29 protein-coding genes are annotated in these 26,668 nt (G+C 71.3%); 21 read left to right on the top strand and 8 right to left on the bottom strand.

The annotated features are described in order from the left end of the window. Positions 1–130: 130 nt before the first annotated feature. The gene (gene tkt / locus RIN80_RS09370) at positions 131–2,218 is read right to left on the bottom strand and encodes a transketolase (protein ID WP_309095063.1); all 2,088 of its coding nucleotides are present in this window, start codon (positions 2,216–2,218) and stop codon (positions 131–133) included. Between the two features lie 346 nt (positions 2,219–2,564). On the opposite strand from tkt, the gene RIN80_RS09375 reads away from it, so the two are divergent. From RIN80_RS09375 to RIN80_RS09385, 3 genes are all read left to right on the top strand, one after another. Then, complete coding sequence (locus tag RIN80_RS09375) at positions 2,565–3,518, top strand: heme o synthase (RefSeq protein ID WP_309095064.1); 954 nt, start codon at positions 2,565–2,567, stop codon at positions 3,516–3,518. A 67-nt stretch (positions 3,519–3,585) separates the two neighbouring features. After that, a complete protein-coding gene (locus RIN80_RS09380) occupies positions 3,586–3,918 on the top strand; it encodes a hypothetical protein (protein ID WP_309095065.1) in 333 nt (110 codons plus the stop codon). Between the two features lie 157 nt (positions 3,919–4,075). Beyond that, a complete protein-coding gene (locus tag RIN80_RS09385; RefSeq protein ID WP_309095066.1) occupies positions 4,076–5,191 on the top strand; it encodes an amidohydrolase family protein in 1,116 nt (371 codons plus the stop codon). A 9-nt stretch (positions 5,192–5,200) separates the two neighbouring features. On the opposite strand, the gene RIN80_RS09390 is transcribed toward RIN80_RS09385, so the two are convergent. The 4 genes from RIN80_RS09390 to RIN80_RS09405 are packed head-to-tail and all read right to left on the bottom strand — an operon-like array spanning position 5,201 to position 8,795. Next, on the bottom strand, positions 5,201–6,250 hold the full coding sequence (locus RIN80_RS09390) for a heme A synthase (RefSeq protein WP_375141655.1): 1,050 nt from the start codon (positions 6,248–6,250) through the stop codon (positions 5,201–5,203). A 4-nt stretch (positions 6,251–6,254) separates the two neighbouring features. Further along, positions 6,255–7,031 (bottom strand): ABC transporter permease, encoded by a 777-nt coding sequence (locus tag RIN80_RS09395; protein ID WP_309095068.1) that lies wholly within the window; start codon positions 7,029–7,031, stop codon positions 6,255–6,257. Then, on the bottom strand, positions 7,028–7,951 hold the full coding sequence (locus RIN80_RS09400; RefSeq protein WP_309095069.1) for an ABC transporter ATP-binding protein: 924 nt from the start codon (positions 7,949–7,951) through the stop codon (positions 7,028–7,030). The genes RIN80_RS09395 and RIN80_RS09400 overlap by 4 nt, the downstream gene beginning before the upstream one ends. Before the next feature lie 49 nt (positions 7,952–8,000). After that, positions 8,001–8,795 (bottom strand): AAC(3) family N-acetyltransferase, encoded by a 795-nt coding sequence (locus tag RIN80_RS09405; RefSeq protein WP_309095070.1) that lies wholly within the window; start codon positions 8,793–8,795, stop codon positions 8,001–8,003. A 161-nt stretch (positions 8,796–8,956) separates the two neighbouring features. Here RIN80_RS09405 and RIN80_RS09410 point away from each other — a divergent pair, with 161 nt between their 5' ends. The 8 genes from RIN80_RS09410 to RIN80_RS09445 are packed head-to-tail and all read left to right on the top strand — an operon-like array spanning position 8,957 to position 15,550. Continuing rightward, on the top strand, positions 8,957–9,700 hold the full coding sequence (locus RIN80_RS09410; protein WP_309095071.1) for an ArsR family transcriptional regulator: 744 nt from the start codon (positions 8,957–8,959) through the stop codon (positions 9,698–9,700). Continuing rightward, positions 9,697–11,118 (top strand): Fe-S cluster assembly protein SufB, encoded by a 1,422-nt coding sequence (sufB, locus tag RIN80_RS09415; RefSeq protein WP_309095072.1) that lies wholly within the window; start codon positions 9,697–9,699, stop codon positions 11,116–11,118. Before RIN80_RS09410 ends, sufB begins: the two co-directional genes overlap by 4 nt. A 54-nt stretch (positions 11,119–11,172) precedes the next feature. Then, complete coding sequence (gene sufD, locus RIN80_RS09420) at positions 11,173–12,393, top strand: Fe-S cluster assembly protein SufD (protein WP_309095073.1); 1,221 nt, start codon at positions 11,173–11,175, stop codon at positions 12,391–12,393. Next, positions 12,390–12,707 (top strand): non-heme iron oxygenase ferredoxin subunit, encoded by a 318-nt coding sequence (locus RIN80_RS09425; protein ID WP_309095074.1) that lies wholly within the window; start codon positions 12,390–12,392, stop codon positions 12,705–12,707. The genes sufD and RIN80_RS09425 overlap by 4 nt, the downstream gene beginning before the upstream one ends. 7 nt (positions 12,708–12,714) lie before the next feature. Then, the gene (sufC, locus tag RIN80_RS09430; protein WP_309095075.1) at positions 12,715–13,479 is read left to right on the top strand and encodes a Fe-S cluster assembly ATPase SufC; all 765 of its coding nucleotides are present in this window, start codon (positions 12,715–12,717) and stop codon (positions 13,477–13,479) included. Further along, a complete protein-coding gene (locus RIN80_RS09435) occupies positions 13,476–14,732 on the top strand; it encodes a cysteine desulfurase (protein ID WP_309095076.1) in 1,257 nt (418 codons plus the stop codon). The genes sufC and RIN80_RS09435 overlap by 4 nt, the downstream gene beginning before the upstream one ends. A gap of 18 nt (positions 14,733–14,750) precedes the next feature. After that, positions 14,751–15,221, top strand: coding sequence for a Fe-S cluster assembly sulfur transfer protein SufU (sufU, locus tag RIN80_RS09440; RefSeq protein ID WP_062926164.1), 471 nt, complete (start codon positions 14,751–14,753; stop codon positions 15,219–15,221). After that, complete coding sequence (locus tag RIN80_RS09445; RefSeq protein WP_006131178.1) at positions 15,218–15,550, top strand: metal-sulfur cluster assembly factor; 333 nt, start codon at positions 15,218–15,220, stop codon at positions 15,548–15,550. The genes sufU and RIN80_RS09445 overlap by 4 nt, the downstream gene beginning before the upstream one ends. Before the next feature lie 57 nt (positions 15,551–15,607). Here RIN80_RS09445 and RIN80_RS09450 read toward each other — a convergent pair whose 3' ends face one another. Continuing rightward, positions 15,608–16,441 carry an AbfB domain-containing protein gene (locus tag RIN80_RS09450; RefSeq protein ID WP_309095077.1) on the bottom strand — a complete coding sequence of 278 codons (834 nt, stop codon included), beginning with the start codon at positions 16,439–16,441 and terminating at the stop codon, positions 15,608–15,610. A 199-nt stretch (positions 16,442–16,640) separates the two neighbouring features. Between RIN80_RS09450 and RIN80_RS09455 the strand changes: the two genes are divergently transcribed. From RIN80_RS09455 to RIN80_RS09470, 4 genes are all read left to right on the top strand, one after another. After that, positions 16,641–16,961, top strand: a complete 321-nt coding sequence (locus RIN80_RS09455) for a multidrug efflux SMR transporter (protein WP_309095078.1) — start codon at positions 16,641–16,643, stop codon at positions 16,959–16,961. Next, entirely contained in the window at positions 16,961–17,512 is a 552-nt protein-coding gene (locus tag RIN80_RS09460; RefSeq protein WP_309095079.1) for a TetR family transcriptional regulator, read from the top strand. The genes RIN80_RS09455 and RIN80_RS09460 overlap by 1 nt, the downstream gene beginning before the upstream one ends. 273 nt (positions 17,513–17,785) lie before the next feature. Next, complete coding sequence (dapD, locus tag RIN80_RS09465) at positions 17,786–18,775, top strand: 2,3,4,5-tetrahydropyridine-2,6-dicarboxylate N-succinyltransferase (protein WP_309095080.1); 990 nt, start codon at positions 17,786–17,788, stop codon at positions 18,773–18,775. 105 nt (positions 18,776–18,880) lie between these two features. Then, on the top strand, positions 18,881–19,111 hold the full coding sequence (locus RIN80_RS09470) for a hypothetical protein (protein ID WP_309095081.1): 231 nt from the start codon (positions 18,881–18,883) through the stop codon (positions 19,109–19,111). A 125-nt stretch (positions 19,112–19,236) separates the two neighbouring features. On the opposite strand, the gene dapA is transcribed toward RIN80_RS09470, so the two are convergent. Further along, the gene (gene dapA, locus RIN80_RS09475; protein ID WP_309095082.1) at positions 19,237–20,133 is read right to left on the bottom strand and encodes a 4-hydroxy-tetrahydrodipicolinate synthase; all 897 of its coding nucleotides are present in this window, start codon (positions 20,131–20,133) and stop codon (positions 19,237–19,239) included. Positions 20,134–20,285: 152 nt separating this feature from the next. On the opposite strand from dapA, the gene RIN80_RS09480 reads away from it, so the two are divergent. The 5 genes from RIN80_RS09480 to RIN80_RS09500 all read left to right on the top strand — a co-directional run bounded on the left by RIN80_RS09480 (position 20,286) and on the right by RIN80_RS09500 (position 23,039). Continuing rightward, positions 20,286–20,462: a hypothetical protein gene (locus RIN80_RS09480; protein ID WP_309095083.1), complete on the top strand. Its 177-nt coding sequence runs from the start codon at positions 20,286–20,288 to the stop codon at positions 20,460–20,462. Then, the gene (locus tag RIN80_RS09485) at positions 20,459–21,172 is read left to right on the top strand and encodes a hypothetical protein (protein WP_309095084.1); all 714 of its coding nucleotides are present in this window, start codon (positions 20,459–20,461) and stop codon (positions 21,170–21,172) included. Before RIN80_RS09480 ends, RIN80_RS09485 begins: the two co-directional genes overlap by 4 nt. Before the next feature lie 52 nt (positions 21,173–21,224). Continuing rightward, positions 21,225–21,644, top strand: a complete 420-nt coding sequence (locus RIN80_RS09490) for a phage holin family protein (RefSeq protein WP_309095085.1) — start codon at positions 21,225–21,227, stop codon at positions 21,642–21,644. Next, entirely contained in the window at positions 21,641–22,012 is a 372-nt protein-coding gene (locus RIN80_RS09495; protein ID WP_309095086.1) for a DUF3618 domain-containing protein, read from the top strand. Before RIN80_RS09490 ends, RIN80_RS09495 begins: the two co-directional genes overlap by 4 nt. 328 nt (positions 22,013–22,340) lie before the next feature. Beyond that, the gene (locus RIN80_RS09500; protein ID WP_309095087.1) at positions 22,341–23,039 is read left to right on the top strand and encodes an antibiotic biosynthesis monooxygenase; all 699 of its coding nucleotides are present in this window, start codon (positions 22,341–22,343) and stop codon (positions 23,037–23,039) included. Between the two features lie 43 nt (positions 23,040–23,082). On the opposite strand, the gene RIN80_RS09505 is transcribed toward RIN80_RS09500, so the two are convergent. Next, positions 23,083–24,912 (bottom strand): endonuclease/exonuclease/phosphatase family protein, encoded by a 1,830-nt coding sequence (locus tag RIN80_RS09505; RefSeq protein ID WP_309095088.1) that lies wholly within the window; start codon positions 24,910–24,912, stop codon positions 23,083–23,085. Positions 24,913–25,217: 305 nt separating this feature from the next. Here RIN80_RS09505 and RIN80_RS09510 point away from each other — a divergent pair, with 305 nt between their 5' ends. After that, on the top strand, positions 25,218–26,633 hold the full coding sequence (locus tag RIN80_RS09510) for a hypothetical protein (RefSeq protein ID WP_309095089.1): 1,416 nt from the start codon (positions 25,218–25,220) through the stop codon (positions 26,631–26,633). Positions 26,634–26,668: the final 35 nt, after the last annotated feature.

Here is a 26,668-nt window from a genome sequence, read left to right on the forward strand (position 1 = left end):
CTCGGCGAGGTTGCCGGACGTGATCCGCTTGCGCGACAGGTCGTCCAGCCAGATCGCGACGCCCTCCTCGGAGAGGCGCTTGAGTGCGTCTGTCATGGAAATTCCATCTCCTACGTGTCGTATATGAGCGTCAGCGCTGGGCTGCGGCGATCGATTCCCGGGCGGCGGCGGCCACGTTCTCGGCAGTGAAGCCGAACTCCCGGAAGAGCACCTTGCCGTCGGCCGAAGCACCGAAGTGCTCCAGGGAAACGATGCGGCCGGCGTCCCCGACGTACTTGTGCCAGGTGAGACCGATCCCGGCCTCCACCGCGACACGCGCCTTGACGGACGGCGGCAGGACGCTGTCCCGGTACCCCTGGTCCTGCTGCTCGAACCACTCCACGGACGGCATCGACACCACGCGCGTGGGCACGCCGGCGCCCTGGAGCTGCTCGCGCGCCTCGACGGCGACGTGCACCTCCGAGCCGGTGGCGATGAGGATGACCTCCGGCTCGCCGCCCTCGGCCTCGAACAGGACGTAGCCGCCCTTGGCCGCGTCGTCGTTGGGCTCGTAGGTCGGCACACCCTGCCGGGTCAGCGCCAGGCCGTGCGGCTGGCCCTTGCCGAACTCCTTCGTCCAGCGCCGGAGGATCTCGCGCCAGGCGATCGCGGTCTCGTTGGCGTCCGCCGGGCGCACGACGTTCAGGCCCGGGATGGCGCGCAGCGAGGCGAGGTGCTCGACCGGCTGGTGGGTGGGGCCGTCCTCGCCGAGACCGATGGAGTCGTGCGTCCACACGTACGTCACCGGCAGGTGCATCAGCGCCGACAGCCGCACCGCGTTGCGCATGTAGTCGGAGAACACCAGGAAGGTGCCGCCGTAGATGCGGGTGTTGCCGTGCAGCGCGATGCCGTTCATCTCCGCGGCCATCGCGTGCTCGCGGATGCCGAAGTGGATCGTGCGGCCGTACGGGTCCGCCTCCGGCAGCGGGTTGTCCGCCGGGAGGAAGGAGCTGGTCTTGTCGATGGTGGTGTTGTTGGAGCCGGCCAGGTCGGCCGAGCCGCCCCACAGTTCGGGGACGACCGCGCCGAGGGCCTGCAGCACCTTGCCGGACGCGGCACGCGTCGCGAAGCCCTTGCCGACCTCGAAGACCGGGATCTTCTCCTCCCAGCCCTTGGGCAGCTCACCCTTGGCGACGCGGTCGTACTCGGCGGCGCGCTCGGGGTTGTTGTCCCGCCACTGCTGGTACGCCTTGTCCCACACCGCGCGGGCCGCCTTGCCCCGCTCCAGCGCCTTGCGGGTGTGCTCGATGACCTCGTCGGAGACCTCGAAGGACTGCTCCGGGTCGAAGCCGAGGACGCGCTTGGTGGCCGCGACCTCGTCGTCGCCGAGCGCCGAGCCGTGGGCGGCCTCGGTGTTCTGCGCGTTCGGCGCCGGCCAGGCGATGATCGAGCGCATCGCGATGAACGACGGCCGGTCCGTGACGGCCTTGGCCTGCTGGATCGCCTCGTAGATCGCGGCCGGGTCCAGGTCGCCGTTCTCCTGCGGCTCGACACGCTGCACGTGCCAGCCGTAGGCCTCGTAGCGCTTGACGGTGTCCTCGGAGACGGCCGTCTCGGTGTCGCCCTCGATCGAGATGTGGTTGTCGTCCCACAGCAGGATCAGGTTGCCGAGCTTCTGGTGGCCGGCCAGCGAGGACGCCTCGGCGGAGATGCCCTCCTGGAGGCAGCCGTCACCGGCGATGCAGTAGATGTAGTGGTCGAAGGGCGACTCGCCCTCCGGGGCCTCCGGGTCGAACAGGCCGCGCTCGTAGCGGGCGGCCATCGCCATGCCCACCGCGTTGGCGACACCCTGGCCGAGCGGGCCGGTCGTGGTCTCCACACCGGTCGTGTGCCCGTACTCGGGGTGGCCGGGGGTCTTCGAGCCCCAGGTGCGGAAGGACTTCAGGTCGTCCAGCTCCAGGCCGAAGCCGGCCAGGTAGAGCTGGGTGTAGAGGGTCAGGGACGAGTGGCCGGCGGACAGCACGAAGCGGTCCCGCCCGACCCAGTCGGCGTCCGCCGGGTCGTGCCGCATCACCTTCTGGAAGAGGGTGTAGGCGGCAGGCGCCAGGCTCATCGCCGTACCGGGATGGCCGTTACCGACCTTCTGTACGGCATCGGCGGCCAGGACACGCGCGGTGTCGACGGCCCGCTGGTCCAACTCGGTCCACTCGAGGTCTGTGGTGGTCGGCTTGATGCTCACCCTGGGTCAGGGCTCCTCTCCACATGTCGGATGCCGGTGTCTCGGGGCGCCCACCGGCCGCAGCCGAGCCTACCCCCGTGGGACGTGCGTTCTTCCGAGTCACTCCAGAGTGCAGGGACTCATTCCGATCCGCCTCCTGACCGGTCCGTACCGCATTCGACAGGTGAATACGGAGCCGCTCATCCGGGTGCTCAATCGAGCTTCCGGCCGCCCGTCGGAAGCCGCCCTCCAACACGAGGCGACCCCCGCGAATGTCCGACTCTGGGCAACGTCTAAAGTGGCGTGGTACGCGCGAGCCTTTACCGTCACTTCACACGGTGGGGCTCGCTGGACTGTCTCTGTAGGGGTGTGCGTGACGGCCGTTGAATCCCGTCCAGCGGGTCTGCTCGGGACGGACCAGAGCCCGGCCCACCGGCCGTTCGGGGCCCGTGTCATGGCGTTCGTGGCTCTCACCAAGCCGCGGATCATCGAGCTGCTGCTGATCACGACGGTGCCGGTGATGTTCCTGGCGCAGCAGGGCGTGCCCGACCTGACGCTGGTGCTGCTGACCTGCGTCGGCGGCTACATGTCCGCGGGCGGGGCCAACGCCCTCAACATGTACATCGACCGCGACATCGACGCGCTGATGGACCGCACCTCGCAGCGGCCGCTGGTCACCGGCATGGTCAGCCCGCGCGAGTGCCTCGTCTTCGGCATCACCCTGGCGATCGCGTCCACCCTGCTGTTCGGCCTCACCGTGAACTGGCTGAGCGCCTGGCTCTCCCTCGGCGCGCTCCTGTTCTACGTGGTCGTCTACACGATGATCCTCAAGCGCCGCACCTCGCAGAACATCGTGTGGGGCGGCATCGCCGGCTGCCTGCCGGTGCTGATCGGCTGGTCCTCGGTCACGAACTCGATGTCCTGGGCGCCGATCATCCTGTTCCTCGTCATGTTCTTCTGGACGCCGCCGCACTACTGGCCGCTGTCCATGAAGGTCAAGGAGGACTACGCGCGCGTGGGCGTGCCGATGCTGCCGGTGGTCGCCTCCAACAAGGTCGTGGCCAAGCAGATCGTGATCTACAGCTGGGTCATGGTCGCCGTCTCGCTCCTGCTGACCCCGCTCGGCTACACCGGCTGGTTCTACACGGCCGTCGCCCTGCTGGCCGGCGGCTTCTGGCTCTGGGAGGCGCACGGTCTGCAGAACCGCGCGAAGGCGGAGGTGACGGGCGCGAAGCTGAAGGAGATGCGCCTGTTCCACTGGTCGATCACCTACGTGTCCCTGCTGTTCGTGGCGGTCGCGGTCGACCCCTTCCTGCGCTGACGCGACCGGCGTACGTCACAGGGCCCTGCCCTCGCCAGCCGATCTACTCGTGAGTAGCATCCTGGTCATGGCAGAGACGCAGCAGGTTGACCCGAAGGCCGAGCGCAAGGCCGCCCGGCTCGCCCAGCAGATCAGCTCCTTCTCCAAGGCCCACGGCGGCGCCGAGGGCCAGGTCGCCTACCTCGGCGAGCGCGGCGCCCGCATCGTCCTGGTCGGCGAGGACGGCAACTGGGGCGACCTGGTCGCCCCGTCCTACGAGATCGCCGAGAAGGCCGTGGAGAAGTCGGGCATCACCCGCCACGAGTCCTTCGACGGCGAGTTCGCCGCGAAGGTGAGGACGGGCCGCTACGAGTGGTCGCGCATGGCGGGGATCCAGGTCGGCGGCCCGAAGAACGACTGACCTTCCTCCCAGGAGCGCGGGCGCGGGGAACGCCGCGAGCGACCACACTCGACCCGCACCCGCCGAACCACACCGGCCCCGCACCCGAACCGCGACCTCGAACCCGGTTCACCCGTTAGGACCCCTGAGAGCACAGGGTCCACACCGGGGAGCCCGGATGATCGAAACGCCGTCCCTAGTGGACCAGTACTGCCACGGAGTACTCCGCACGGAGCTGGGCCTCGGCACCTTCGAGGCCCACCTCTCCCGCACCGAGGGCCCGCCCGCCCCCGGCACCACCCTCTTCGACACCCAGACCGGCTTCGCCGTGCGGCGCTGGTGCCCGCCCCTGCTCGGCCTGGAGCCGCACTGCGCGCCGGCCCGCTACCTGGCCCGCCGCCGCGAGCTCGGCGTGCTGGAGTCCGGGCGAAGACTCCTGCGCGGCAGCGGCATCACCACGTACCTGGTCGACACCGGCCTCCCCGGCGACCTCACGGAACCCGGTGAGCTGGCCTCCGCCGGAGCGGCCGAGGCCCATGAGATCGTCCGGCTCGAACTGCTCGCCGAGCAGGTCGCCGACACCTCCGGCACCGTCGAGTCCTTCCTCGCCAACCTCGCCGAGTCGGTGCACGCGGCCGCCGCGCACGCCGTCGCCTTCACCTCCGTCGCCGGGGTACGGCACGGCCTCGCGCTGGCCCCGGAGCCGCCCGGGCCGGGGGAGGTGCGGGGGGCTGTGGGCCGGTGGCTCGCCGGGCGCGGCGTCGGCGGGGAGCTGAGCGACCCCGTGCTGCTGCGGCACCTGCTGTGGAGCGCGGTCGCCTCGGGGCGGCCGCTGCAGCTGCACGCGGGTCTCGGCGCACCCGGCCTGCGCACCGACCGTACGGATCCGGTGCTGCTGACGGACTTCGTCCGGGCCACCGCCGGGCTCGGCACGGACCTGGTGCTGCTGCACGGGTACCCCTACCACCGGCACGCGGCCCATCTCGCCGGCGTCTTCCCGCACGTCTACGTCGACTCCGGCGCCGCCCTGGTCCGCACCGGCGCCCGGGCCGCGACCGTCCTGGCGGAGATCCTGGAGCTGGCCCCCTTCGGCAAGATCCTCTTCTCCACGGGCGCCCAGGGGCTGCCCGAGCTGCACGTGGTGGGCGCCAGCCTGTTCCGTGAGGCGCTCGGGCGGGTCCTGGGCACCTGGGTCGCCGAGGGTGCCTGGTCCCTGCACGACGCGCAGCGCGTGGCGGGCATGCTGGCGTCGGCGAACGCGCGCCGGGTCTACGGGCTCGGCCAGGGCGGCTGAGCGCCCGGCCTAGGCCTTGGTGAGGGTGGCCTCGCCGGCGGGAGCCGGTACGTCGGCCAGGACCTCCGGGCGTTCGCGCAGCGCCAGCACCACGCGCAGCACCCAGATCCACATCACGGCCGAGCCGAACATGTGCAGGCCGACCAGGATCTCGGGCAGGTCGGTGAAGTACTGGACGTAACCGATGGCGCCCTGGGCGAGCAGGATCAGGAACAGCTCGCGGGTGCGGCGCAGCGGGCCCTCGGGCGCGTCGACGGCCTTGAGGACGAACCACAGGGCGAACGTCAGCGTCACCACGATCCACGCCAGCACGGCGTGCAGCTTGCTCACCGTCTCCCAGTCGACCGGCATCCGCTCGACCTCGCTGGAGTCGCCGGCGTGCGGGCCCGCGCCGGTGACCACCGTGCCGACCAGGATGAGCAGGACCGCCGCGGCGACCAGGAACCACACCAGCTGCTGCACGGCCTTGCCGACCAGCGGGCGCGGCTCCCCGTCGCCCTCACCGACGCGCTGCCACATCACCGTGGCCACCGCGATCAGCGCCGACGTCGCCACGAAGTGCGCCGCGACCGTGTACGGGTTCAGACCGACCAGCACCACGATGCCGCCGAGGATCGCGTTGCTCATCACGATCCAGAACTGCGCCCAGCCCAGCCGCACCAGGCCGCGCCGGTACGGCTTCTGCGAGCGCGCGGCGATGATGGCCCAGCCGACGGCCGCGCACAGCACGTACGTCAGCATGCGGTTGCCGAACTCGATCGCGCCGTGCACGCCCATCGCGCTGGTCGCGGTGAGCGAGTCGTCGGTGCACTTGGGCCAGGTCGGGCAGCCCAGGCCCGAGCCGGTCAGGCGTACGGCACCGCCGGTGACGACGATGAGCACCGACATCACGAGTGCGGACAGGGTCGCGCGCCGGACGGTCCGGGGTTCCGGGGTCCAGCGTGCGGCGATGAAGGCGAGCGGGTTCCGCAGGGCCGCCAGGGTGTCGGCGCGGGTCACTTTTGGCACGCGTCCCATCGTAGGCGGCCGCTTGTGCACGCTTTCACGAGGGTCCGTCATGGCCTCACTCCCAGCGGAAGAACGCTCCGGCGGCGGCGAGGGCGGCGACCGCCCAGACCGCGAGGATCCCCAGGTCGCCCCAGGGCGTCCCGGCCCCGTGCTGGAGGACGTCCCGCAGCCCGTCCGACAGCGCCGCGATGGGCAGCAGGCCCAGCACGTCCTGGGCGCCCTCCGGGAACTTGTCGAGGGGGACGACGACCCCGCCGCCGACGAGCAGCAGCAGGAACACCAGGTTCGCCGCGGCCAGGGTCGCCTCTGCCTTCATCGTCCCGGCCATCAGCAGCCCGAGGCCCGAGAAGGCCGCCGTGCCGAGGACGAGGAGCAGCAGCACCGCGAACGGGTTGCCCTGCGGCGACCAGCCGAGCGCGAAGGCGATCACCGTCAGAAGGATCACCTGGAGCACCTCGGTGACCAGCACGGACAGCGTCTTCGCCGTCATCAGCCCCCAGCGGGGCAGGGGTGAGGAGGCCAGCCGCTTCAGCACGCCGTAGCGCCGCTCGAAGCCGGTCGCGATCGCCTGGCCGGTGAACGCCGTCGACATCACCGCCAGCGCGAGGATGCCCGGGGCGAGGAAGTCGACCGCCTCCCCGGAGCCCGTGTCGACGATGTCCACGGTGCTGAACAGGACCAGCAGCAGCGTCGGGATGACGACGGTCAGCAGCAGCTGTTCGCCGTTGCGCAGCAGCATCTTCGTCTCGAGCAGGGCCTGGGCCGCGATCATGCGGGGGAGCGGGGCCGCGCCGGGCTTCGGCGTGTACGTCCCGGTGCCGGTGGCGGTCATGCGCGCAGCTCCTTGCCGGTGAGCTCCAAGAAGACGTCCTCCAGGGTGTGGCGCTCGACCGAGATCCGCTCCGGCATCACGCCGTGCTGGGCGCACCAGGAGGTGACCGTCGCGAGCAGTTGCGGGTCGACCTTGCCGACGACCCGGTAGGAGCCCGGTGTCAGCTCGGCGGCCGAGCAGTCGGCGGGCAGGGCCTTCAGCAGCGACCCCACGTCGAGGCCGGGCCGGCCGCCGAAGCGGAGGGTGTTCTCGGCGCCGCCCCGGCACAGCTCCTCCGGGGAGCCCTGGGCGATGACCCGGCCGGCGTCGATGATCGCCACGTCGTCGGCGAGCTGCTCGGCCTCGTCCATGTAGTGCGTGGTGAGGATCACGGAGACACCGTCGGCGCGCAGGTCCCGGACCAGGTCCCAGGTGGCGCGGCGGGCCTGCGGATCGAGGCCGGCGGTCGGCTCGTCCAGGAACACCAGCTCGGGGCGGCCGACCACGGCCATGGCGAGGGCGAGCCGCTGCTGCTGCCCGCCCGACAGCCGCCGGTACGTCGTACGGCCGCACGAGCCGAGGCCGAGGCGTTCGATGAGGGCGTCCACGTCCAGGGGGTGGGCGTGCAGCTTCGCCACGTGCCGGAGCATCTCGTCGGCGCGGGAGCCCGAGTAGACGCCGCCGGACTGCAGCATCACGCCGATGCGGGGCCGCAGGTCCCGGGACCGCCTCACCGGGTCCAGGCCCAGGACGCGCACCGTGCCGGAGTCCGGCTTCCGGTACCCCTCGCAGGTCTCGATCGTGGTCGTCTTGCCCGCCCCGTTGGGTCCGAGCACGGCGGTCACGCCCTGGTGGGCCACCAGGTCCAGCCCGTCCACCGCGGTCTTCGTGCCGTACCGCTTCACCAGGGCCTGGACCTGGACCACGGGCTCGCTTCGCATGACTCCAGAGTCTAGGTACGCGGCCGGAGGTCCGGGGCGGGGGGTGCGGCTACTCCTCCTCGCGCGGCCGGTGCGTCGCCAGCCACCGCTCGGCGTAGGCCACCGCGTCCTTCACCGGGAACAGCCGCGCCTCGGCCGCCCCGACCTTGCCGCGCACGACGGGACGGTCCCGCTCGAAGTCGTAGCCCAGTTCGTCGAAACGGTCCGAGCTGATGGACACCTCGGTCACGGTCTCCCAGCCGTCCCGGCCAGGACGGCCGACGGCCACGCGGGGGGACGGGATCCGGTACTCGGCGAGGTGGAAGCTGGTGCAGGAGGCGTAGCCGGCGCCGAGCAGCAGGACCCGGGCGTCCATGGCCTCCAGTTTCGCCAGCGGGCTGCGCTCGCCGAGCCGGCAGTCGCTGGCGTGCCCCTCGACGATCTCCGCGGCGCGCGGCCCGAGCGCCGCGAACGAGGTCTGCGGGTGCGCGCTGCGCAGGGCGCCGGGCCAGGTGCGCACGGTCTCCGGGACGACGCCGACGCCGCGGCTGGGCGTGATGAGCGGGTCGTAGGCGGGCATCGTGGCGCGGATGTCCGCCCACCACTCCGGGGGCACGGGAGGGTTGCTCCACAGGGCGGGGTCGGAGAGTTCGCCGGTCTGTGTGGGGACCACCAGCGTGCCGGTGGGGCCGAGCGCGTCGAGCAGTCCACGCACGACCGCGACGGCGCCGCCGTTGACCCAGCCGAGGGCACTGAGCGAGGAGTGCACGAGGAGGGTCTCGCCGGGCCGCACACCCAGCTCGCGCACCTGGGCGCGCAGGGTGTCGCGGGTGACGAGTGGGCCGGTGGGAGGGGATGTGGCCATGATGCCGGAGTCTCCCCGAAGCGGCTGCCCGATGCCACCGGTTCGATCGATCAGAGATCGTTTCCGCAGGTCGGATTAGGTATGCCTAAGTGACGCAGGGCACCGTCGGGCGAGCCGGACGCGGCTTGCCCGGTCCAGAGGAATTACGCAACAATGGCGTTGTGAAAAACGTCGGCGAGGCCCGGGAGACCCCCACGGGGGCACCGCAGGAGGAGCTCGCGACCGGTGAGCGGTCCACCCGCAACCGCGTCGCGCGATCCATCCTGGACCACGGCCCCTCGACCGTCGCGGAGCTCGCCGAGCGGCTGGGCCTCACGCAGGCGGCCGTACGCCGGCACCTCGACGCCCTCGCGGGCGACGGCGTCGTGGAGGCCCGCGAGCAGCGGGTCTACGGCGCGCGCACCCGCGGCCGGCCGGCCAAGGTGTTCGCCCTGACGGACTGCGGCCGGGACGCCTTCGACCAGTCCTACGACAAGCTCGCGGCGGACGCGCTGCGCTGGATCGCCGACCGCGAGGGCGGCAGCGAGGCGATCGCCGCCTTCGCCCGCGCGCGGATCGCCGCCCAGGCGGGTGTCTACCGCCGGGCGGTCGAGGCCGCCCCGCCCGAGAAGCGGACCGAAGCGCTGGCCAAGGCCCTGAGCGCGGACGGGTACGCTGCTACCGCGCGCAGCGCGCCCCACCCGCAGAAGGGTGAGCAGCTGTGCCAGCACCACTGCCCGGTCGCCCACGTCGCCGAGCAGTTCCCGCAGCTGTGCGAGGCGGAGACGGAATTTTTCGCGGAGCTGCTCGGTACGCACGTACAGCGGCTCGCCACCATCGCCCACGGCGACGGCGTCTGCACCACGTTCATCCCCAAGATTTCCCACAACGCATCTGCAAGCACGGCCGGGAGGAACCCCGCATGACTCTCCCCACGGAGACTGCCCACCCTGAGCTCGAGGGCCTGGGCAAGTACGAATACGGCTGGGCCGACCGGGACGAGGCCGGTGCGTCGGCCCGCCGAGGCCTGGGCGAGGACGTCGTCCGGGACATCTCCTCCAAGAAGAGCGAGCCGGAGTGGATGACCAAGCTCCGCCTCAAGGGCCTGCGCCTGTTCGAGAAGAAGCCCATGCCGAGCTGGGGCTCGGACCTCTCCGGCATCGACTTCGACAACATCAAGTACTTCGTGCGCTCCACGGAGAAGCAGGCGGAGTCCTGGGAGGACCTGCCCGAGGACATCAAGAACACGTACGACAAGCTCGGCATCCCGGAGGCGGAGAAGCAGCGCCTCGTCGCCGGTGTCGCCGCGCAGTACGAGTCGGAGGTCGTCTACCACCAGATCCGCGAGGACCTGGAGGAGCAGGGCGTCATCTTCCTCGACACCGACACCGCGCTGAAGGAGCACCCGGAGCTCTTCAAGGAGTACTTCGGGACCGTCATCCCCGCCGGTGACAACAAGTTCGCCGCGCTGAACACCGCCGTGTGGTCGGGCGGCTCCTTCATCTACGTGCCGCCGGGCGTCAACGTGGAGATCCCGCTCCAGGCCTACTTCCGCATCAACACGGAGAACATGGGCCAGTTCGAGCGGACCCTGATCATCGTCGACGAGGGTGCCTACGTGCACTACGTCGAGGGCTGCACCGCCCCGATCTACAAGTCGGACTCGCTGCACTCCGCGGTCGTCGAGATCATCGTCAAGAAGAACGCCCGCTGCCGCTACACGACCATCCAGAACTGGTCGAACAACGTCTACAACCTGGTCACCAAGCGCGCCGTGGCGTACGAGGGCGCGACCATGGAGTGGATCGACGGCAACATCGGCTCCAAGGTGACGATGAAGTACCCGGCCGTCTACCTGATGGGCGAGCACGCCAAGGGCGAGACGCTGTCCATCGCCTTCGCGGGCGAGGGCCAGCACCAGGACGCCGGCTCCAAGATGGTCCACATGGCGCCGAACACGTCGTCGAACATCGTGTCGAAGTCCGTGGCGCGCGGCGGCGGCCGCACCTCCTACCGCGGTCTCGTCGAGATCGGCGAGGGTGCCCACGGCTCGAAGTCCAACGTCCTGTGCGACGCGCTGCTCGTCGACACCATCTCCCGCTCGGACACCTACCCCTACGTGGACGTCCGCGAGGACGACGTGTCCATGGGCCACGAGGCGACCGTCTCCAAGGTCTCCGAGGACCAGCTCTTCTACCTGATGAGCCGCGGTCTGAGCGAGTTCGAGGCGATGGCGATGATCGTGCGCGGCTTCGTCGAGCCCATCGCCAAGGAGCTCCCCATGGAGTACGCGCTGGAGCTCAACCGGCTGATCGAGCTGCAGATGGAAGGCGCGGTCGGCTGACCCGCCCCCTCGACAGCAGACGTCCCATTCAGGAAAGCGAGCACTACGACAGCCATGGCTGAGGCCCAGAACTCCCCCACCTCCGGTTACGCTCCGGCGGGGGGACCCCCACCCGTGGGATCCACCACCGCGGGCTCGATCGCGGTCGCCGCGGAGTCGACCGTCGCCACGCGCATGAGCGCGCCGCCGTCCTTCGACGTCGCGGACTTCCCGGTCCCGCACGGCCGCGAGGAGGAGTGGCGGTTCACCCCGCTGGAGCGCCTGCGCGGCCTGCACGACGGCACCGCCGTCGCCACCGGCAACGGTGTGAAGGTCGAGGTCCAGGCCCCCGAGGGCGTCACCGTCGAGGCCGTCGGCCGCGACGACGCGCGGCTCGGCAGGGCCGGCGTCCCGGCGGACCGTGTCGCCGCCCAGGCCTACTCGGCGTTCGAGAAGGCCTCGGTCGTGACCGTGCCCAAGGAGACCGTCCTCACCGAGCCCATCCGCATCGCCGTGCACGGTGAGGGCGGCACCGCCTTCGGCCACCAGGTGATCGAGCTGGGCGCCTTCGCCGAGGCCGTCGTGGTCATCGACCACACCGGTGACGCGGTGCTCGCCGCGAACGTCGACTACCTGCTGGGCGACGGCGCCAAGCTCACCGTCGTCTCCGTGCAGGACTGGGACGACAAGGCCGTCCATGTCGCGCAGCACAACGCGCTCGTCGGCCGCGACGCCTCCTTCAAGTCCGTCGTCGTCACCTTCGGCGGCGACCTCGTCCGGCTCCACCCGCGCGTGCAGTACACCGGGCCCGGCGGCGAGGCCGAGCTGTTCGGCCTGTACTTCACCGACCGGGGCCAGCACCAGGAGCACCGCCTCCTGGTCGACCACAACGTCCCGCACTGCAAGTCGAACGTCGTCTACAAGGGCGCCCTCCAGGGCGACGACGCCCACGCGGTGTGGATCGGCGACGTGCTGATCGAGGCCAAGGCCGAGGGCACCGACACGTACGAGATGAACCGCAACCTGGTCCTCACGGACGGCGCGCGCGTGGACTCCGTGCCGAACCTGGAGATCGAGACCGGCGAGATCGTCGGCGCCGGCCACGCCTCGGCGACCGGCCGCTTCGACGACGAGCAGCTCTTCTACCTGATGGCGCGCGGCATCCCCGAGATCGACGCCCGCCGCCTGGTGGTCCGCGGCTTCTTCGCCGAACTGGTCCAGCAGATCGGCGTGCCCGACATCGAGGAGCGCCTGATCGCCAAGATCGAGGAGGAGCTGGAGGCGGCGGTCGCATGACCTTCGTACGCGCCTGCGGACTGGGCGAGCTGGAGGAGGACACCCCCAAGCGGGTGGAACTCGACGGCACGCCCGTGTCCATCGTGCAGACCGAGGGCGAGGTGTTCGCGATCCACGACATCTGCTCGCACGCGAACGTCTCCCTGTCGGAGGGCGAGGTCGACGACTGCCACATCGAGTGCTGGCTGCACGGCTCGCGCTTCGACCTCCGTTCCGGCAAGCCCGACGCCCTTCCGGCGACGCGCCCCGTCCCCGTATACCCCGTAAAGATCGATGGGGACGACGTGCTCGTCTCCCTCACCCAGGAGTCCTGAGGCACCCATGGCTACGCTTGAAATCCGAGACCTGCACGTCACCGTCGAGGTCGAGAACGGCACGAAGGAAATCCTCAAGGGTGTCGACCTCACCGTGAAGCAGGGCGAGACGCACGCCATCATGGGCCCCAACGGCTCGGGCAAGTCGACCCTCGCCTACTCCCTCGCGGGTCACCCCAAGTACACGATCACCGGCGGCACCGTCACCCTCGACGGCGAGGACGTCCTGGAGATGTCCGTCGACGAGCGCGCCCGCGCCGGCCTGTTCCTCGCCATGCAGTACCCGGTCGAGGTCCCCGGCGTCTCCGTGTCCAACTTCCTGCGCACCTCCGCCACCGCCATCCGCGGCGAGGCCCCCAAGCTGCGCACCTGGGTGAAGGAGGTCAAGGAGGCCATGGAGCGCCTCAACATGGACCCCGCCTTCGCCGAGCGCAACGTCAACGAGGGCTTCTCCGGCGGTGAGAAGAAGCGTCACGAGATCCTCCAGCTGGAGCTGCTCCGGCCGAAGGTCGCGATCCTCGACGAGACCGACTCCGGCCTGGACGTCGACGCCCTGCGCGTCGTGTCCGAGGGCGTGAACCGCGTCCGCGAGACGGGCGAGGTCGGCACGCTGCTGATCACCCACTACACGCGCATCCTGCGCTACATCAAGCCCGATCACGTCCACGTCTTCTCGGGCGGCCGGATCGTCGAGTCCGGTGGCGCCGAGCTCGCCGACAAGCTGGAGAACGAGGGCTACGAGGTTTACACGAAGGGTGGCGCATCCGCGTGACACAGCTGCCGGGCCTCCTCGACACCGAGGCGATCCGCAAGGACTTCCCCATCCTGGACCGCCAGGTCCACGACGGCCAGAAGCTCGTGTACCTGGACAACGCGGCCACCAGCCAGAAGCCGCGCCAGGTGCTGGACGCACTCAGTGAGTACTACGAGCGCTACAACGCCAACGTCCACCGCGGTGTGCATGTGCTCGCCGAGGAGGCCACGGCGCTGTACGAGGGCGCGCGCGACAAGGTCGCGGACTTCATCAACGCGCCCTCGCGCGACGAGGTGATCTTCACCAAGAACGCCTCCGAGTCGCTCAACCTCGTGGCGAACATGCTGGGCTGGGCCGACGAGCCCTACCGCGTGGACGCCGAGACCGAGATCGTCATCACGGAGATGGAGCACCACTCCAACATCGTGCCGTGGCAGCTGCTCGCGCAGCGCACGGGCGCGAAGCTGAAGTGGTTCGGCCTCACCGACGACGGCCGCCTGGACCTGTCGAACATCGACGAGATCATCACCGAGAAGACGAAGATCGTCTCCTTCGTGCTGGTCTCCAACATCCTCGGCACCCAGAACCCGGTCGAGGCGATCGTGCGCCGCGCCCAGGAGGTCGGCGCCCTGGTCTGCGTCGACGCCTCCCAGGCCGCCCCGCACATGCCGCTGGACGTGCAGGCCCTGCAGGCCGACTTCGTGGCCTTCACCGGCCACAAGATGTGCGGCCCGACCGGCATCGGCGTCCTGTGGGGCCGCCAGGAACTGCTGGAGGACCTGCCTCCGTTCCTCGGCGGCGGCGAGATGATCGAGACGGTGTCGATGCACTCGTCGACGTACGCCCCGGCCCCGCACAAGTTCGAGGCGGGCACGCCCCCGATCGCCCAGGCGGTCGGTCTCGGCGCGGCGATCGACTACCTCAACTCGATCGGCATGGACAAGATCCTCGCCCACGAGCACGCGCTCACCGAGTACGCGGTCAAGCGGCTGCTGGAGGTCCCCGACCTGCGCATCATCGGCCCGACCACGGCCGAGGAGCGCGGCGCTGCGATCTCCTTCACCCTCGGCGACATCCACCCGCACGACGTGGGCCAGGTCCTGGACGAACAGGGCATCGCGGTCCGGGTCGGACACCACTGCGCACGGCCGGTCTGCCTGCGGTACGGAATTCCTGCGACCACGCGAGCGTCGTTCTATCTGTACTCCACGCCGGCCGAGATCGATGCGCTGGTCGACGGCCTGGAGCACGTTCGGAACTTCTTCGGCTGAAGGGCGTGAGCTGAGACCGTGAAGCTGGACTCCATGTACCAGGAAGTCATCCTGGACCACTACAAGAACCCGCACGGGCGGGGCTTGCGGGATGGCGACGCCGAGGTGCACCACGTCAACCCGACGTGCGGCGACGAGATCACGCTGCGCGTGAAGTACGACGGCACGACGATCGAGGACGTCTCGTACGAGGGCCAGGGCTGCTCGATCAGCCAGGCGAGCGCGTCCGTGCTGAACGACCTCCTCGTGGGCAAGGAGCTCTCCGACGCGCGGAAGATCCAGGAGACCTTCCTGGAGCTGATGCAGTCGAAGGGGAAGCTCGAGCCCGACGACGCGATGGAGGACATCCTGGAGGACGCGGTCGCGTTCGCCGGGGTGTCGAAATACCCGGCCCGGGTCAAGTGCGCCCTGCTGAGCTGGATGGCCTGGAAGGACGCGACGGCCCAGGTACTGGGCGGAGCCGACGCCGAGAAGGAGACGACGGCATGAGCGAGACCGTGGAGATGAAGCCGGCCTCGGAGGAGGAACTCCGTGAGGCCCTGATGGACGTCGTGGACCCCGAACTGGGCATCGACGTCGTCAACCTGGGCCTGATCTACGGCATCCACATCGACGACTCGAACGTGGCCACGGTCGACATGACCCTCACGTCGGCGGCCTGCCCCCTGACGGACGTCATCGAGGACCAGGCCAAGTCCGCCACGGACGGCCTCGTCAACGAGTTGCGCATCAACTGGGTCTGGATGCCGCCGTGGGGCCCGGACAAGATCACGGACGATGGGCGGGAGCAGCTTCGGGCGCTCGGGTTCAACGTCTGAGATCCGTCTGACGTACGTGAGGGCGGCACCCTTCCCGGGTGCCGCCCTCACGCATGCTCAGTCCAGCCCGGACACGATCTGGAACGACGCGTCCGAGCGGTACTGGTGACTGTGCTCGTAGGGGTCCAGCCGGAGCTGGAAGTCGCGGTGCCGCAGGAAGCGCCCCGGGTAGTTGGCCGACTCCAGCGAGAGCGTTCCCGACGGGGACCAGACGCGGGGGCAGAACGTGGCGTCCTGGCGGAACAGGGGCGAGCCGTCGTCCCTGTCCGCGACCAGGACGAAGCCACGGTGGCGCAGGTGGCGGCCGTCCGACGTGGTGAACGAGTGGCAGGAGGAGTCGGAGAGGCCGGTGACGCGCCGGAAGGTGGCGTCTTCGCGCTGCTCGGAACCCGAGCCGATCCGGTCGAGGAGCACGGAGCCGTCGCGCACCCGCCAGTAGCGGTCGGGGAAGTCGACCGCGCGGATGGATATGCCGGGGGAGGCCGGGGGCTTCGGGCGCTTCGAAGGAGCGGTGGACGCCTTCGGCGGCGGCTCGGGGGCGTTGGCGGAGGGGCGGGGACTCGGCGTGACGCTGGGAGCGCTGCTCGCCGGGGTGGGGGACGGGCGGGCGCGGCCCGCGCCGGGTGTCGCGGTGCCGCCCTCGGAGGGCGTCGCGAAGGAGATCAGGCCGCCCGGGGCCGAGCCGCCGAGGGTGGTCGGTTCCGCCGCCCGGTGGGCCGGCTCCTCGGATTCGTCCATCACGGTGACGGCCGTGACGCACGCGGTGATCGTGGCCAGGGCCAGCGCACCCGCCAGCCAGAGCCGTCGCGTACCCGGGGCACGCGTGGTGTCCGGGGCCCAGCCGCTCTCCCAGGGACGGTCCTGGGGCGGGCGGGACTTCTCTTCCGACATGCGCGCTTCCTCCGGCGGGGCACCTCTGACGGCGGCGCAGTCGTGGTGGCCCGGTGGGCGATCGGTGACACCGTAGTGGACAGGTGAGAGGCCGGTGGCTCGTTTGCTGAGAGCGGTTTCCCGGCGATATCAAGCCGTTGTCCGCAGGTCCGTACCACTCCTGTGTACGCCTGTACAGATACTGTGTACGCTCGTACACATGGGTTATCTGCTGCTGGCCGGCGCCATCATCGCCGAGGTGGCCGCGACCACCGCCATGAAGTACAGCGACGGGTTCAGCAAGATCGGGCCCTCCCTGCTCACGCTCCTCGGCTACGTGGTCTCCTTCGCGCTGCTCGCGCAGACACTGAAGACCGTCTCCGTCGGCACGGCCTACGCCATCTGGGCCGGGGTCGGCACCGCCGCCATCGCCACGATCGGCATCGTCCTCCTGGGCGAGGGGATGACCGTCGCCAAGGCCGCCGGGATCGCGCTGATCATCCTCGGCGTCGTCGTGCTGAACCTGGGAGGTGCGCACTGATGCCCCGGCGGCACGACCCCGAGCGCCGGCAGCGGATCATCGACGCGGCGATCCGGGTCGTCGGCTCGAAGGGCATCGCCGGGCTGAGCCACCGCACCGCGGCCGCCGAGGCCGACGTGCCGCTCGGTTCCACGACGTACCACTTCAAGACCCTCGACGAACTGCTGGTCGCCGCACTGCGGCAGACCAACGAGGGCTTCGCCAAGGTGATCGCCTCGTGCGCTGACATGGACGACGCCTGGACCGACCCGGCCGCCGCACTCGCCACCTGGATCGGGCAGTGGCTCTCCGGTGACCGCACGGGGGTGGAGCTGGAATACGAGCTGTACCTGGCCGCGCTGCGCCGGCCCGCCCTGCGGGCCGTCGCCGCCGAGTGGGCCGAGGGCGTCGCCGAGCAGCTGTCCCGGCATACGGATCCCGTCACCGCGCGGGCCCTGGTGGCGGTCGTCGACGGGATCTGCCTCCAGGTGCTGCTGACCGGGGCGCCGTACGACGAGGCGTACGCGCGGGAGGTGCTGGGGCGGGTGCTGGCGGGGGCGTCCCGGGAGTAGTGAGGGGGTATTCCTGGGCGGGCGCCTCATGGGCTGGGCGTTCGTGGGCGGACGTTCGGCGACTGGCGTTCGAGGGCGACGGCGTTCGGCGGCCGGCGTTCGCAGGGGGACGGGCGACGGGGCCCGGTCGGTGCGGTGTCCGTCGGGAAGAGGCGTGCCGGTGGGGTGTCCGCCGCTGCCGAGGGGGGCTCGGGCGTGGGCGACGGCGACCGGCTCGTGAGACGTGCGGACACCGGTTCGCATCGACCCGTGTCCGCCGGTTAGGTTGCCCTCATGACCGACACGACTGCTCCTCGCACCACCGGCGCCGTGGCCGCCGGCCTCGCCACGATCGCCGCCGACGGCACCGTTCTCGACACCTGGTTCCCCGCGCCCGAGCTGGCCGACGCGCCCGGCCCGTCCGGCACCGAGCGGCTGTCCGCCGAGCGTGCCGCGGAACTGCTCGGGGGTGGCGCCACCGCGGCGATCGGCCCGGACGCCCGCCGGGGCGTCGAAGTGGTCGCGGTCCGCACGGTCATCGCCTCGCTCGACGAGAAGCCGATCGACGCGCACGACACCTACCTGCGCCTGCACCTGCTCTCCCACCGCCTGGTCAAGCCGCACGGCCAGAGCCTGGAGGGCATCTTCGGCCACCTCGCCAACGTCGCCTGGACCTCGCTGGGCCCGGTCGCCGTCGACGACCTGGAGAAGGTCCGGCTGAACGCCCGTGCCGAGGGCCTGCACCTCCAGGTGACCTCCGTGGACAAGTTCCCCCGCATGACCGACTACGTGGCCCCCAAGGGCGTCCGCATCGGCGACGCCGACCGGGTCCGGCTCGGCGCGCACCTCGCCGAGGGCACCACCGTCATGCACGAGGGCTTCGTCAACTTCAACGCCGGCACGCTCGGCACGTCGATGGTCGAGGGCCGTATCTCGGCGGGTGTCGTGGTCGGCGACGGCTCCGACATCGGTGGCGGCGCGTCGACCATGGGGACGCTGTCCGGCGGCGGCAACGTGATCATCTCCATCGGCGAGCGGTGCCTGGTCGGCGCCGAGGCGGGCGTCGGCATCGCGCTCGGCGACGAGTGCGTCGTCGAGGCCGGCCTGTACATCACCGCCGGCACCCGGGTCACCATGCCCGACGGCCAGATCGTCAAGGCCCGCGAGCTGTCCGGCGCCTCCAACATCCTCTTCCGCCGCAACTCGGTCACCGGCACCGTCGAGGCCCGGCCGAACAACGCGGTGTGGGGCGGCCTGAACGAGATCCTGCACAGCCACAACTGACAACCCGTACGAGGTACCCGGCGTGACCTCGTGGTCGTTTCGGCAGATGAACGGGTGGACGCAGCGTCCGATCAGAAGCCGAACCGACGAAACGAGGACCGGGGCATGAGGAACGAGCGGGGGCGGGGCGTGGTGCGCTCGGTGGTGGGGACCGTCGCAGTGCTGGCGGTGTCCTGGCTGCCGGCGGGTGCCGCGCACGCCGACGAGACCAACAAGGACTCGCACAACGGCCACCGGGTCGGTCTGGTCAACGTCAACGTCGGGCAGATCGACGACCCGGCGGAGGACGTGCTGGAGCACACGCTGCTCCTCGGGGACGGGTACGCCTGGAACTGAGACCGGGAGGCACCGGCCTCGCACCGACGGGACGGCCCGTGCCGCAGACACCTGCGGCACGGGCCGTCCCTTTTTTCCCGCGCGAGCCCCCGGGGGAAGAGGGAACGATGGTGGCCGAGCGGTGATCACCCGCTGATCAGGTCCCTGTGGAGCGAGAGCAGGCCGTCGGCCGTGGCGCGGTCGGCGGGGCGCAGGGGTGCGCGGACCGGGCCCGCGGGGAGGCGCTGAGCGGTGAGCAGCGACTTGGCGGTCACGGCCCCCGGCAGGCCCGCCGACATCATCGCCTCGATGAGGGGAGTGGCCCGCTGCTGGAGGCGGGCGGCCTGTGCCGTGTCGCCCGCGTCGAAGGCGTCCAGCACGGCTCGCAGGTGTCCCGGGATCACGTTGGCCACCGTGCTGACGTAGCCCGCGCCGCCCACGGCGTACAGCGCGAGGTCGTGTTCGTCGCAGCCCGCGTAGTACGCCAGGTCCGTGCGGGCCAGGACCTTCTGCGCGGCCAGGAAGTCGGCGGAGCAGTCCTTGACGGCGACGATCCGGGGGTGGTCCGCGAGGCGGAGGAGCGTCTCGGCCTCGACGCGGATGCCGGTGCGGGCCGGGATGTCGTAGAGCATCACCGGGAGTCCGGTGGTGCCGGCGATCTCGCGGAAGTGGGCTTCGACGGCGTCCTGCGGGGGCCGGCTGTAGTACGGCGCCACCACCAGCAGACCGTCCGCGCCCGCCTTCTCGGCCTCCCGGGCCAGTTCGGCGGTGTGGCGGGTGTCGGCGGTGCCGATGCCCGCGACGATCGTCGCGCTGCCGGCCACGGCCTCGCGGACGGCGCTGATCAGGGCGGACTTCTCGGCGTCCGTGGTGGTCGGGGACTCGCCCGTGGTACCGGAGAGGACGAGGCCGTCGCAGCCGTTCGCGACCAGGTGGGCGGCGAGCTGCCGGGCGCCGTCCAGGTCCAGGGCGCCGGAGTCGGTGAACGGGGTGATCATGGCGCAGAGCGTGCGGCCGAAGGGGGACGTGCGCGGTGGGGTCATGGGGGTAGTGTCGGCGGGATCATCGTGTAGCTCTACTTAGTTTTGGTACCGTGTATTGATAAGTTTTGCTTGATCGAAGGTGTTCTTCCCAGCCGGGTGTCGATGCGTCACCATGGCCAGGACGGTCGGCGACGGATGTCCTGGGAGGCGTCATGAAGCTCGGCAAGGCACTGGCCACGGGGATCGCGGAGGAGCAGCCGGAGGGGCGGGGCGAGGGCTTGGACCAGGGGTCCGGCCAGGACTTCGAGCAGCTGCGGGCCGACGGGACCGCCGAGGGCGCCGAGGTCCGCGAGGCTGCGGTGGTCGAAGAGGTTCCGGTCGTCCGATGAGGCTGCGGCTTCCCTCGGAGCGTCCGACGGAGCCGCCGACCGGATACAAGATCGCCCACCCGGTGCTGTCCCAGGACGGCGCCGGGGCCGGGTTCACCGGTGTGTCGCTGGGCGGTGCGCTGCCGTACGGCGTGGTGGCCGAGGCTGCCTGTGTGTACGGGCTGCGGCACCGGGCGCCGCACCGCCGCTGCGACTGCGGCTTCCACTGCGTGCACGACCGGTCCGCCGCCGAGGCGCTGCTGTGCACCGCCGAGCACCGGGCCGCCGTGCTGCTGGAGGTGTCCGTCCTCGGGGCCTACATCCGCTTCGAGCGGGGGTTCCGGTACGCGCGGCAGCGGGTGCGGGTCGTGACGGTGGGGATGTGCGGCTGCGGGGCGGGCGCGCGGGTGCTGGCCGATGCCGGATGGGGGCGGGCCGGGTGGCGGGGGCTGGCGCCCGCGTGCGCGGCGTGTGCGCGGGGGCGGGTCTCGGTGTCGCTCGGCCGGTTCGCCCGGCTGGCGGGTCACGGGGTGCGTGTCGTCGGCGCGGGTGGTAGCGCGCCCGGCGGTGGGGGCGCGGGTACGGTGCCGGCCGGGATCGAGGCGGCGGACGGGCTGGGCGTGCCCGAACTCGTGGCGGAGGCCGCGCTGTTGCAGGCGCGGCTCGACTGGTTCCAGACGCAGCTGGCACGGCTCGGGCAGCGGGGGGACTCGGCCGGCCCGCAGGGGTAGCCGCAGGGGGGCCGGGTACTCGGGGGTTCCTGCTTCGAGAGGAGGCGGAACCGTGACCGGGACGATGGATCATCGGGCCGTGCGCGACGAGCACCACTCCGTGGGCGAACTCGTCGGGCAGGCCGCGGAACAGCTTTCTCGGCTGGTGCGGCAGGAAGTGGCGCTGGCGAAGGAGGAGCTGGCCGAGAAGGGGCGGCGGGCGGGGCGCGGCGGTGGACTGCTCGGGGCCGCGGGTGCCGTCGCCTACGCCGGGTTCCTCGCGCTGGCCGGGACGGGCGCCGCCGCGCTCTCGCTGGTGCTGCCCGTGTGGGCCGCCGCGCTGATCGTGACGGGGGTGCTGTTCGTGATCGCGGCGGTGCTGGCCGCGCTGGGCCGTGGGCAGCTGCGGCGGGCCGCGCCGCCCACGCCTGAGCGGACGATCGGCAGTGTGAAGGCGGATGTCGAGGAGATCAGGGAAAGGGCGCACCGATGACGGAGCCGACGGGTGGCGCGAAGGGGCCCGACGAACTGCGGCGTCAGATCGAGCGGACGCGCGGCGAACTCGGGAACACGGTGCAGGAGTTGGCCGGGAAGGCCGATGTGAAGGGGCGTGCGCTGGCACGGGCCGCCGACCTCCGGGACAAGGCCGGGGCGATGACGGTGCAGTTGCGCAGCAGCGCGGCGCAGGCGGGGCACTCCGTGCAGGACCGGGCCGCGCAGGTGGGGCCCCGGCCGGTGCGGACCGCGGTGCAGGCCGGGTTGCGGCATCCCAAGCCGGTGCTGATGGCCGGGGCGGCGGGGGTCGTGGTGGCTGTCGGGGTCGCGCGGTGGAAGGCGCACGGGCACATCTCTTCGCGGTGAGGGCCGGGTCTTCCTCGGCCGTGTCTTCGTCTCTCCCCGGTGCGGGCCGGGTCTTCGCCTGACCGCGGTGGGGCGCGTGCGCCTGCGCGCCGGGGGTGGTCGCGGCCGCGCCGGGGGGTGTCCGTCCTCGGAACGGCGCGATCGAGTTGCGTGCCGACTGACTCCCCGTTGACGCGCCAACCGCTGCGGGCGGACCCCCGGCACGTCCCCTTACGCCGTCCCGCGGGTGCGGGCCGTCCCGGCTTTCGCCGCAGCCACTTGACCTCAAGTTCGGTCGAGGTCGGAAGGTGAGGGCATAGCGATCGGCCTACACGACTGGAGTGTTCCCATGGCCCGGCGGACCGAACGGCATCCGGATCTCACCGACCCCCGGATCGGTGCTCCCTTCTTCAGCACCTGGCGGGTCGGGACCCCCGAGCGGCAGCGGCTGGCCGTGGACGCGATCGCGCGGGCGTGGGAGCGGCGGCCCTGGCCGGCCGGCGACCTGCTGGGGTACCACGTGTACGCCGGGCACGACGGGGACGGCCTGCTGCACTACGCGCAGTGGCGCAGCGAGCAGGCCTACGAGGCGTTCGTGAAGACCCACCGGCAGGAGCGCGTCGACGAGATCGACACGGCCGTGCCGGGGATCGAGCGGGTGTGGCTCGGGCGGTACCGGCACTACCGCAGTGCGCGGCGGGAGGGCGGGGCCGTCCCGGGATGTGTCGTGATCGTCGACGTCCGGTTCGACGGGCCCGACGCGGAGCGGCAGCGTGCCTGGGTCGACGCGGTGTTCGAGGCCCTGGAGAGCGATCCAAAACAGCATCCCGGTGGGATCTCCGCCCACTTCCACCTCAGTACGGACGGCACCCGCGTGCTCAACTACGCCGAGTGGGAAAGCGCCCAGGCACACATCGACGCCCTGGCCGCACCGGGGGACGGGATCGGCTCGGCGACCGAGCGGTGGAAGCGGGTGCGGAACTGGCCGGGCCTGCTGGAGAGCGGCTCCGTCCGGCGGTACGACCACGTCCTCGGGCTGGTGCCCTGAGGGCGGGCCGGCCGAACGCCGTGTTCGGCCGGCCCTCGCCGTGTCAGGGGCGGAACCGCAGGACCTGCGGGTCGTGGTCGCTGATCTGGTCGTGGAACTCCGCGTTGACGTGCACGCTGTCGTACTCGAAGTCGCAGCCGCGGCGGATCGACGGGCTGATCAGGATCTGGTCGAGGACCTGGCTGTTGCCCTGGTAGACGTACGAGTAACGCTCGCCGCGCGGCAGGGACTTGATCGCCGACCAGAGTTCGCCCCGGCCCTCCAGGAGCTCGGCGGTCCGGGAGAACTCGAAGTCGTTGATGTCGCCGAGCGTGACGACGTCCGCGTTCTTCTGGGTGTCGAGGATGTCCTTGACGAAGGCGTTGACCAGGGTGGCCTGCCGGTGGCGCTGCGTCTCGGAGCTGCGGGACGGCGGCTGGTACTGGGAGGTCAGGCCCTGGTCGCCGCCCTTGGAGTTGAAGTGGTTGGCGATCACGAAGACCGTGCGGCCGCGGAAGACGAACTCGCCGGCCAGGGGCTTGCGGCTGTTCTTCCACGCCTCGTCGGCGGGGGCGATGCGGCCGGGGCTCAGTGTCAGGTGCGCCTTGCCGCGGAGCCTCGTCACACCGGTGGCCGTCGTGGCGTCACCGCCCGGGCGGTCCGCGAAGGAGACGCGCTCCGGGTTGAACAGGAACGCCTGGCGGATGTTGCCACCGGGCTCACCGCCGTCGGTGCCGTCGGCCGGGTCGATCGAGCGCCAGTCGTAGCGGGGGCCGCCGGCCGCGGCGATCGCGTCGATCAGCTTCGTCAGGGTCTGGTCGGCCGCGACCGTGCCGTCGTTCTTCGCGCCGTTGTTGTCCTGGATCTCCTCCAGGGACACGATGTCCGGCGACTGCAGGTTGTTCACGATCGCGGAGGCGTGCGCGGCGAACGTGTCGTCCGTCGGGTCGAGGTTCTCGACGTTGTAGGTCGCGACGGCCAGTTCCGAGGAGCGCTGCTTGCGGGTGGTCTCGCGCTGCAGACCGGCGCTCCTCAGGGTGCCGAGTTCGCTCGCGACCAGGGTGTAGCCGCCGAACTGGTTGTAGTCCAGGGGGCCTTCGGTGGTGCCCGTGAGGGTGTCGCCGACGTTCGCCTTCGGGAAGTCCGCCGTCGAGCCGAGGGACTGGATCTGCAGGCGGCCCGTGTTCTGGGCGTCGTAGGAGCCGTAGACCGTACCGCCGTGGCCGGTGCGGTTCTCGTGCGGCTTCACCGTCACCCAGAGCTCGGTGTACGGGTCGGTGGCGCCGACCACGCGGGTGTCGGCGACCTTGACGGTCATGCCCTCCAGGGACTCGTAGTAGTCCAGGGCGTACTTCGCGGGCTGGAGGGGGAGGGCGTTGATCGAGCCGTTCGCCGCGGTGTCGCCCGTGGGGGTGTAGGCGGCGGGGACCGACCGGGCCGTGACGGGTGTCGCGGCGGGCAGTCGGTTGCCGCTGGACAGGACCGTGGTCGTCGGCTTGGTGATCTCCGTCAGGGCCTGGTTGCCGGAGCCGGTGCCGCCGGGGACGTACTCCGAGACGGTGCCGCTGACCTTGACGGAGTCGCCGACGGCGACGCCCTTCGGGGTGGAGCTGGTGAAGACGAAGACACCCTCACTGGTCGCCGGGTCGGCGTCCGGACTCGGGTCCTGGATCCAGAAGCCGCGGGAGGAGCCGTAGGCGCGGACGCCGGTGACGATTCCGGTCACGTCGGTGACCTGCCGGCCGGCGTACGGGGACGTCCGGGTGTTGCCCTGGATGTCGTGGACGCGGACCGGCTCGGCGTGTGCGGGGGTGGTGAGGACGATCGTGGAGGCCGCGGAGCACGCGGCGGCGACGGTGAGCGCGGCGAGGCGCGCGGAGGACTTGCTCGGCAACGGGATTCCCTCCGGGGACGTGACAGGGCGCCGGGACGAGGGTGGTGCTCGGACTGTCTGCCGCTACCTGTGGGGCGGGCGGTATGACGCGCGTAGACGACGGTGGTGGGATGGCTGGTGGGGCAGGTCCGGTGAACAAGTGTCCGCCGACTTCTACGCGCGTCAATCTCCAGCCTGTCCATGTCACTTGTCAAGGTTTCGGCCATGTACGGCAGTCGACGGGGAGATGAAGTGGGCGGCATGGGTGGAAATCCGTCTAGGCTGAGCGGCTGAGTCACCTGAGGCGCGCTAGGAGAAACAAGCCGATGTCAGACAGCTCCCCCCTGCCGCCGGTGCGGCTGCACCCCGAAGCGGAGCTGGCGCGCGACGCGCTGTCCACACCCTTGCTGTCCCGGGCCGCCCGGCTCGCCCGCTGGGCCGGGCCGGACACCCGCGTGGACGCCGGGGGAGGGCTCGTCGACGAGCAGTTGCCCGCCGCCGCCGAGTTGCTCGGGCTGAGCGGGGACGACGCCGCCGCCGACGCCAGTGAGGCGTGGCGGGTGGCCGTGGACGCCGGGCTCGTCGAGGTCGTCGACGAGGAGGAGGGCACCGTCCGCGCGGGCGAGGACCTCGCGCTGCTCACCGGCGGCTCGCCGCAGGACGTGCTGGCCGTGTGGCTCGCGGCCGTGGAGACCGTGCTCGCCGACGCGAGCGTGCCCGACCTCGACGGGCTGCTGGACGCGGACGGCGAGGTCGACCTCTCCGCCCTCGACTGGGACCCGGAGGCCGAGGCCGAGTTCCTCGACGGGGTGCTCGGCAACCTCTACCTGCTGACCGCCGGCGACGCGTCCGGCGGGGCTCCGGTGCCGCTGCCGGCGCTGGCCGCCTCGGTGCTCGTGCCCGGCGACATGGGCGAGCCCACCAACGACGTCCTGGAGCGGGTCTCCGACGCGATGATGCGCCTGGACGACCAGTTCCGGATGCTGGAGCCGGTGGGCCTCGTGGAGTACCAGCCCGTCGACGAGGCGCTCATGATCGACGCCGACGAGGAGCCCGCCGGGCCCGTGGACGACACCGACGTCTCCCGTTACGGCATGGTCCGGCTCACCCCGCTCGGCCTGTACGGGATGCGGGCGCGGCTGCTGGAGGCCGGGTTCGAGGCACCGGCCGTCGGGGACCTCGCGGACAAGGGGGCCGACGCGCTGCTCGACGGCACGGCGGCGTTCCCGCCGGCCGCGGCGCAGGCCGAGACCGAGCAGTGGCTGCGGCGGCGCGAAGCGCTCACGGCGGCACGGGAGCTGCTGGCGGCGGCCCGCGGCTCCGACGCCGGGGCGCCGCTGCGCCGGCTGCGGTGCCAGCAGGCCCTGTCGCTGGTGGGACCGGCGGCCGAGCCGGCGCTGCGCGAGGTGCTCGGCGACGCCGAGCTGGGCGGGCTCGCCCGGGTGTGGCTGACCGAGCAGGGCGCGGCGGACGTGCCCGCGCCGACCGAGGCGATGGTGTACTGGCTGACCATCGACACGGTGGCCGCGCAACTGGCGGCGGAGGGGAACTCCGAGGAACTGCGGGCGCTGGTCGAAGGGCTGGCGCAGCAGCACAGCGGGTTCTTCGCGGCGGTGTGGCGGGTCGGTCACCCTGCCACCGCCGATGTGCTGGAGGCGATGGGGCGGCTGCATCCCGACAAGAAGGTGGCGAAGGAAGCGCGCAAGGCCGCGTTCAAGGCGCGGTCGCAGCAGGGGGGCTGACCCCCGGGGCCGCGGGTGCGGCGCCGTCGTGGCTT

Origin of the sequence: Streptomyces sp. (genome assembly GCF_031181705.1) — a bacterium.
GTDB lineage: Bacteria > Actinomycetota > Actinomycetes > Streptomycetales > Streptomycetaceae > Streptomyces.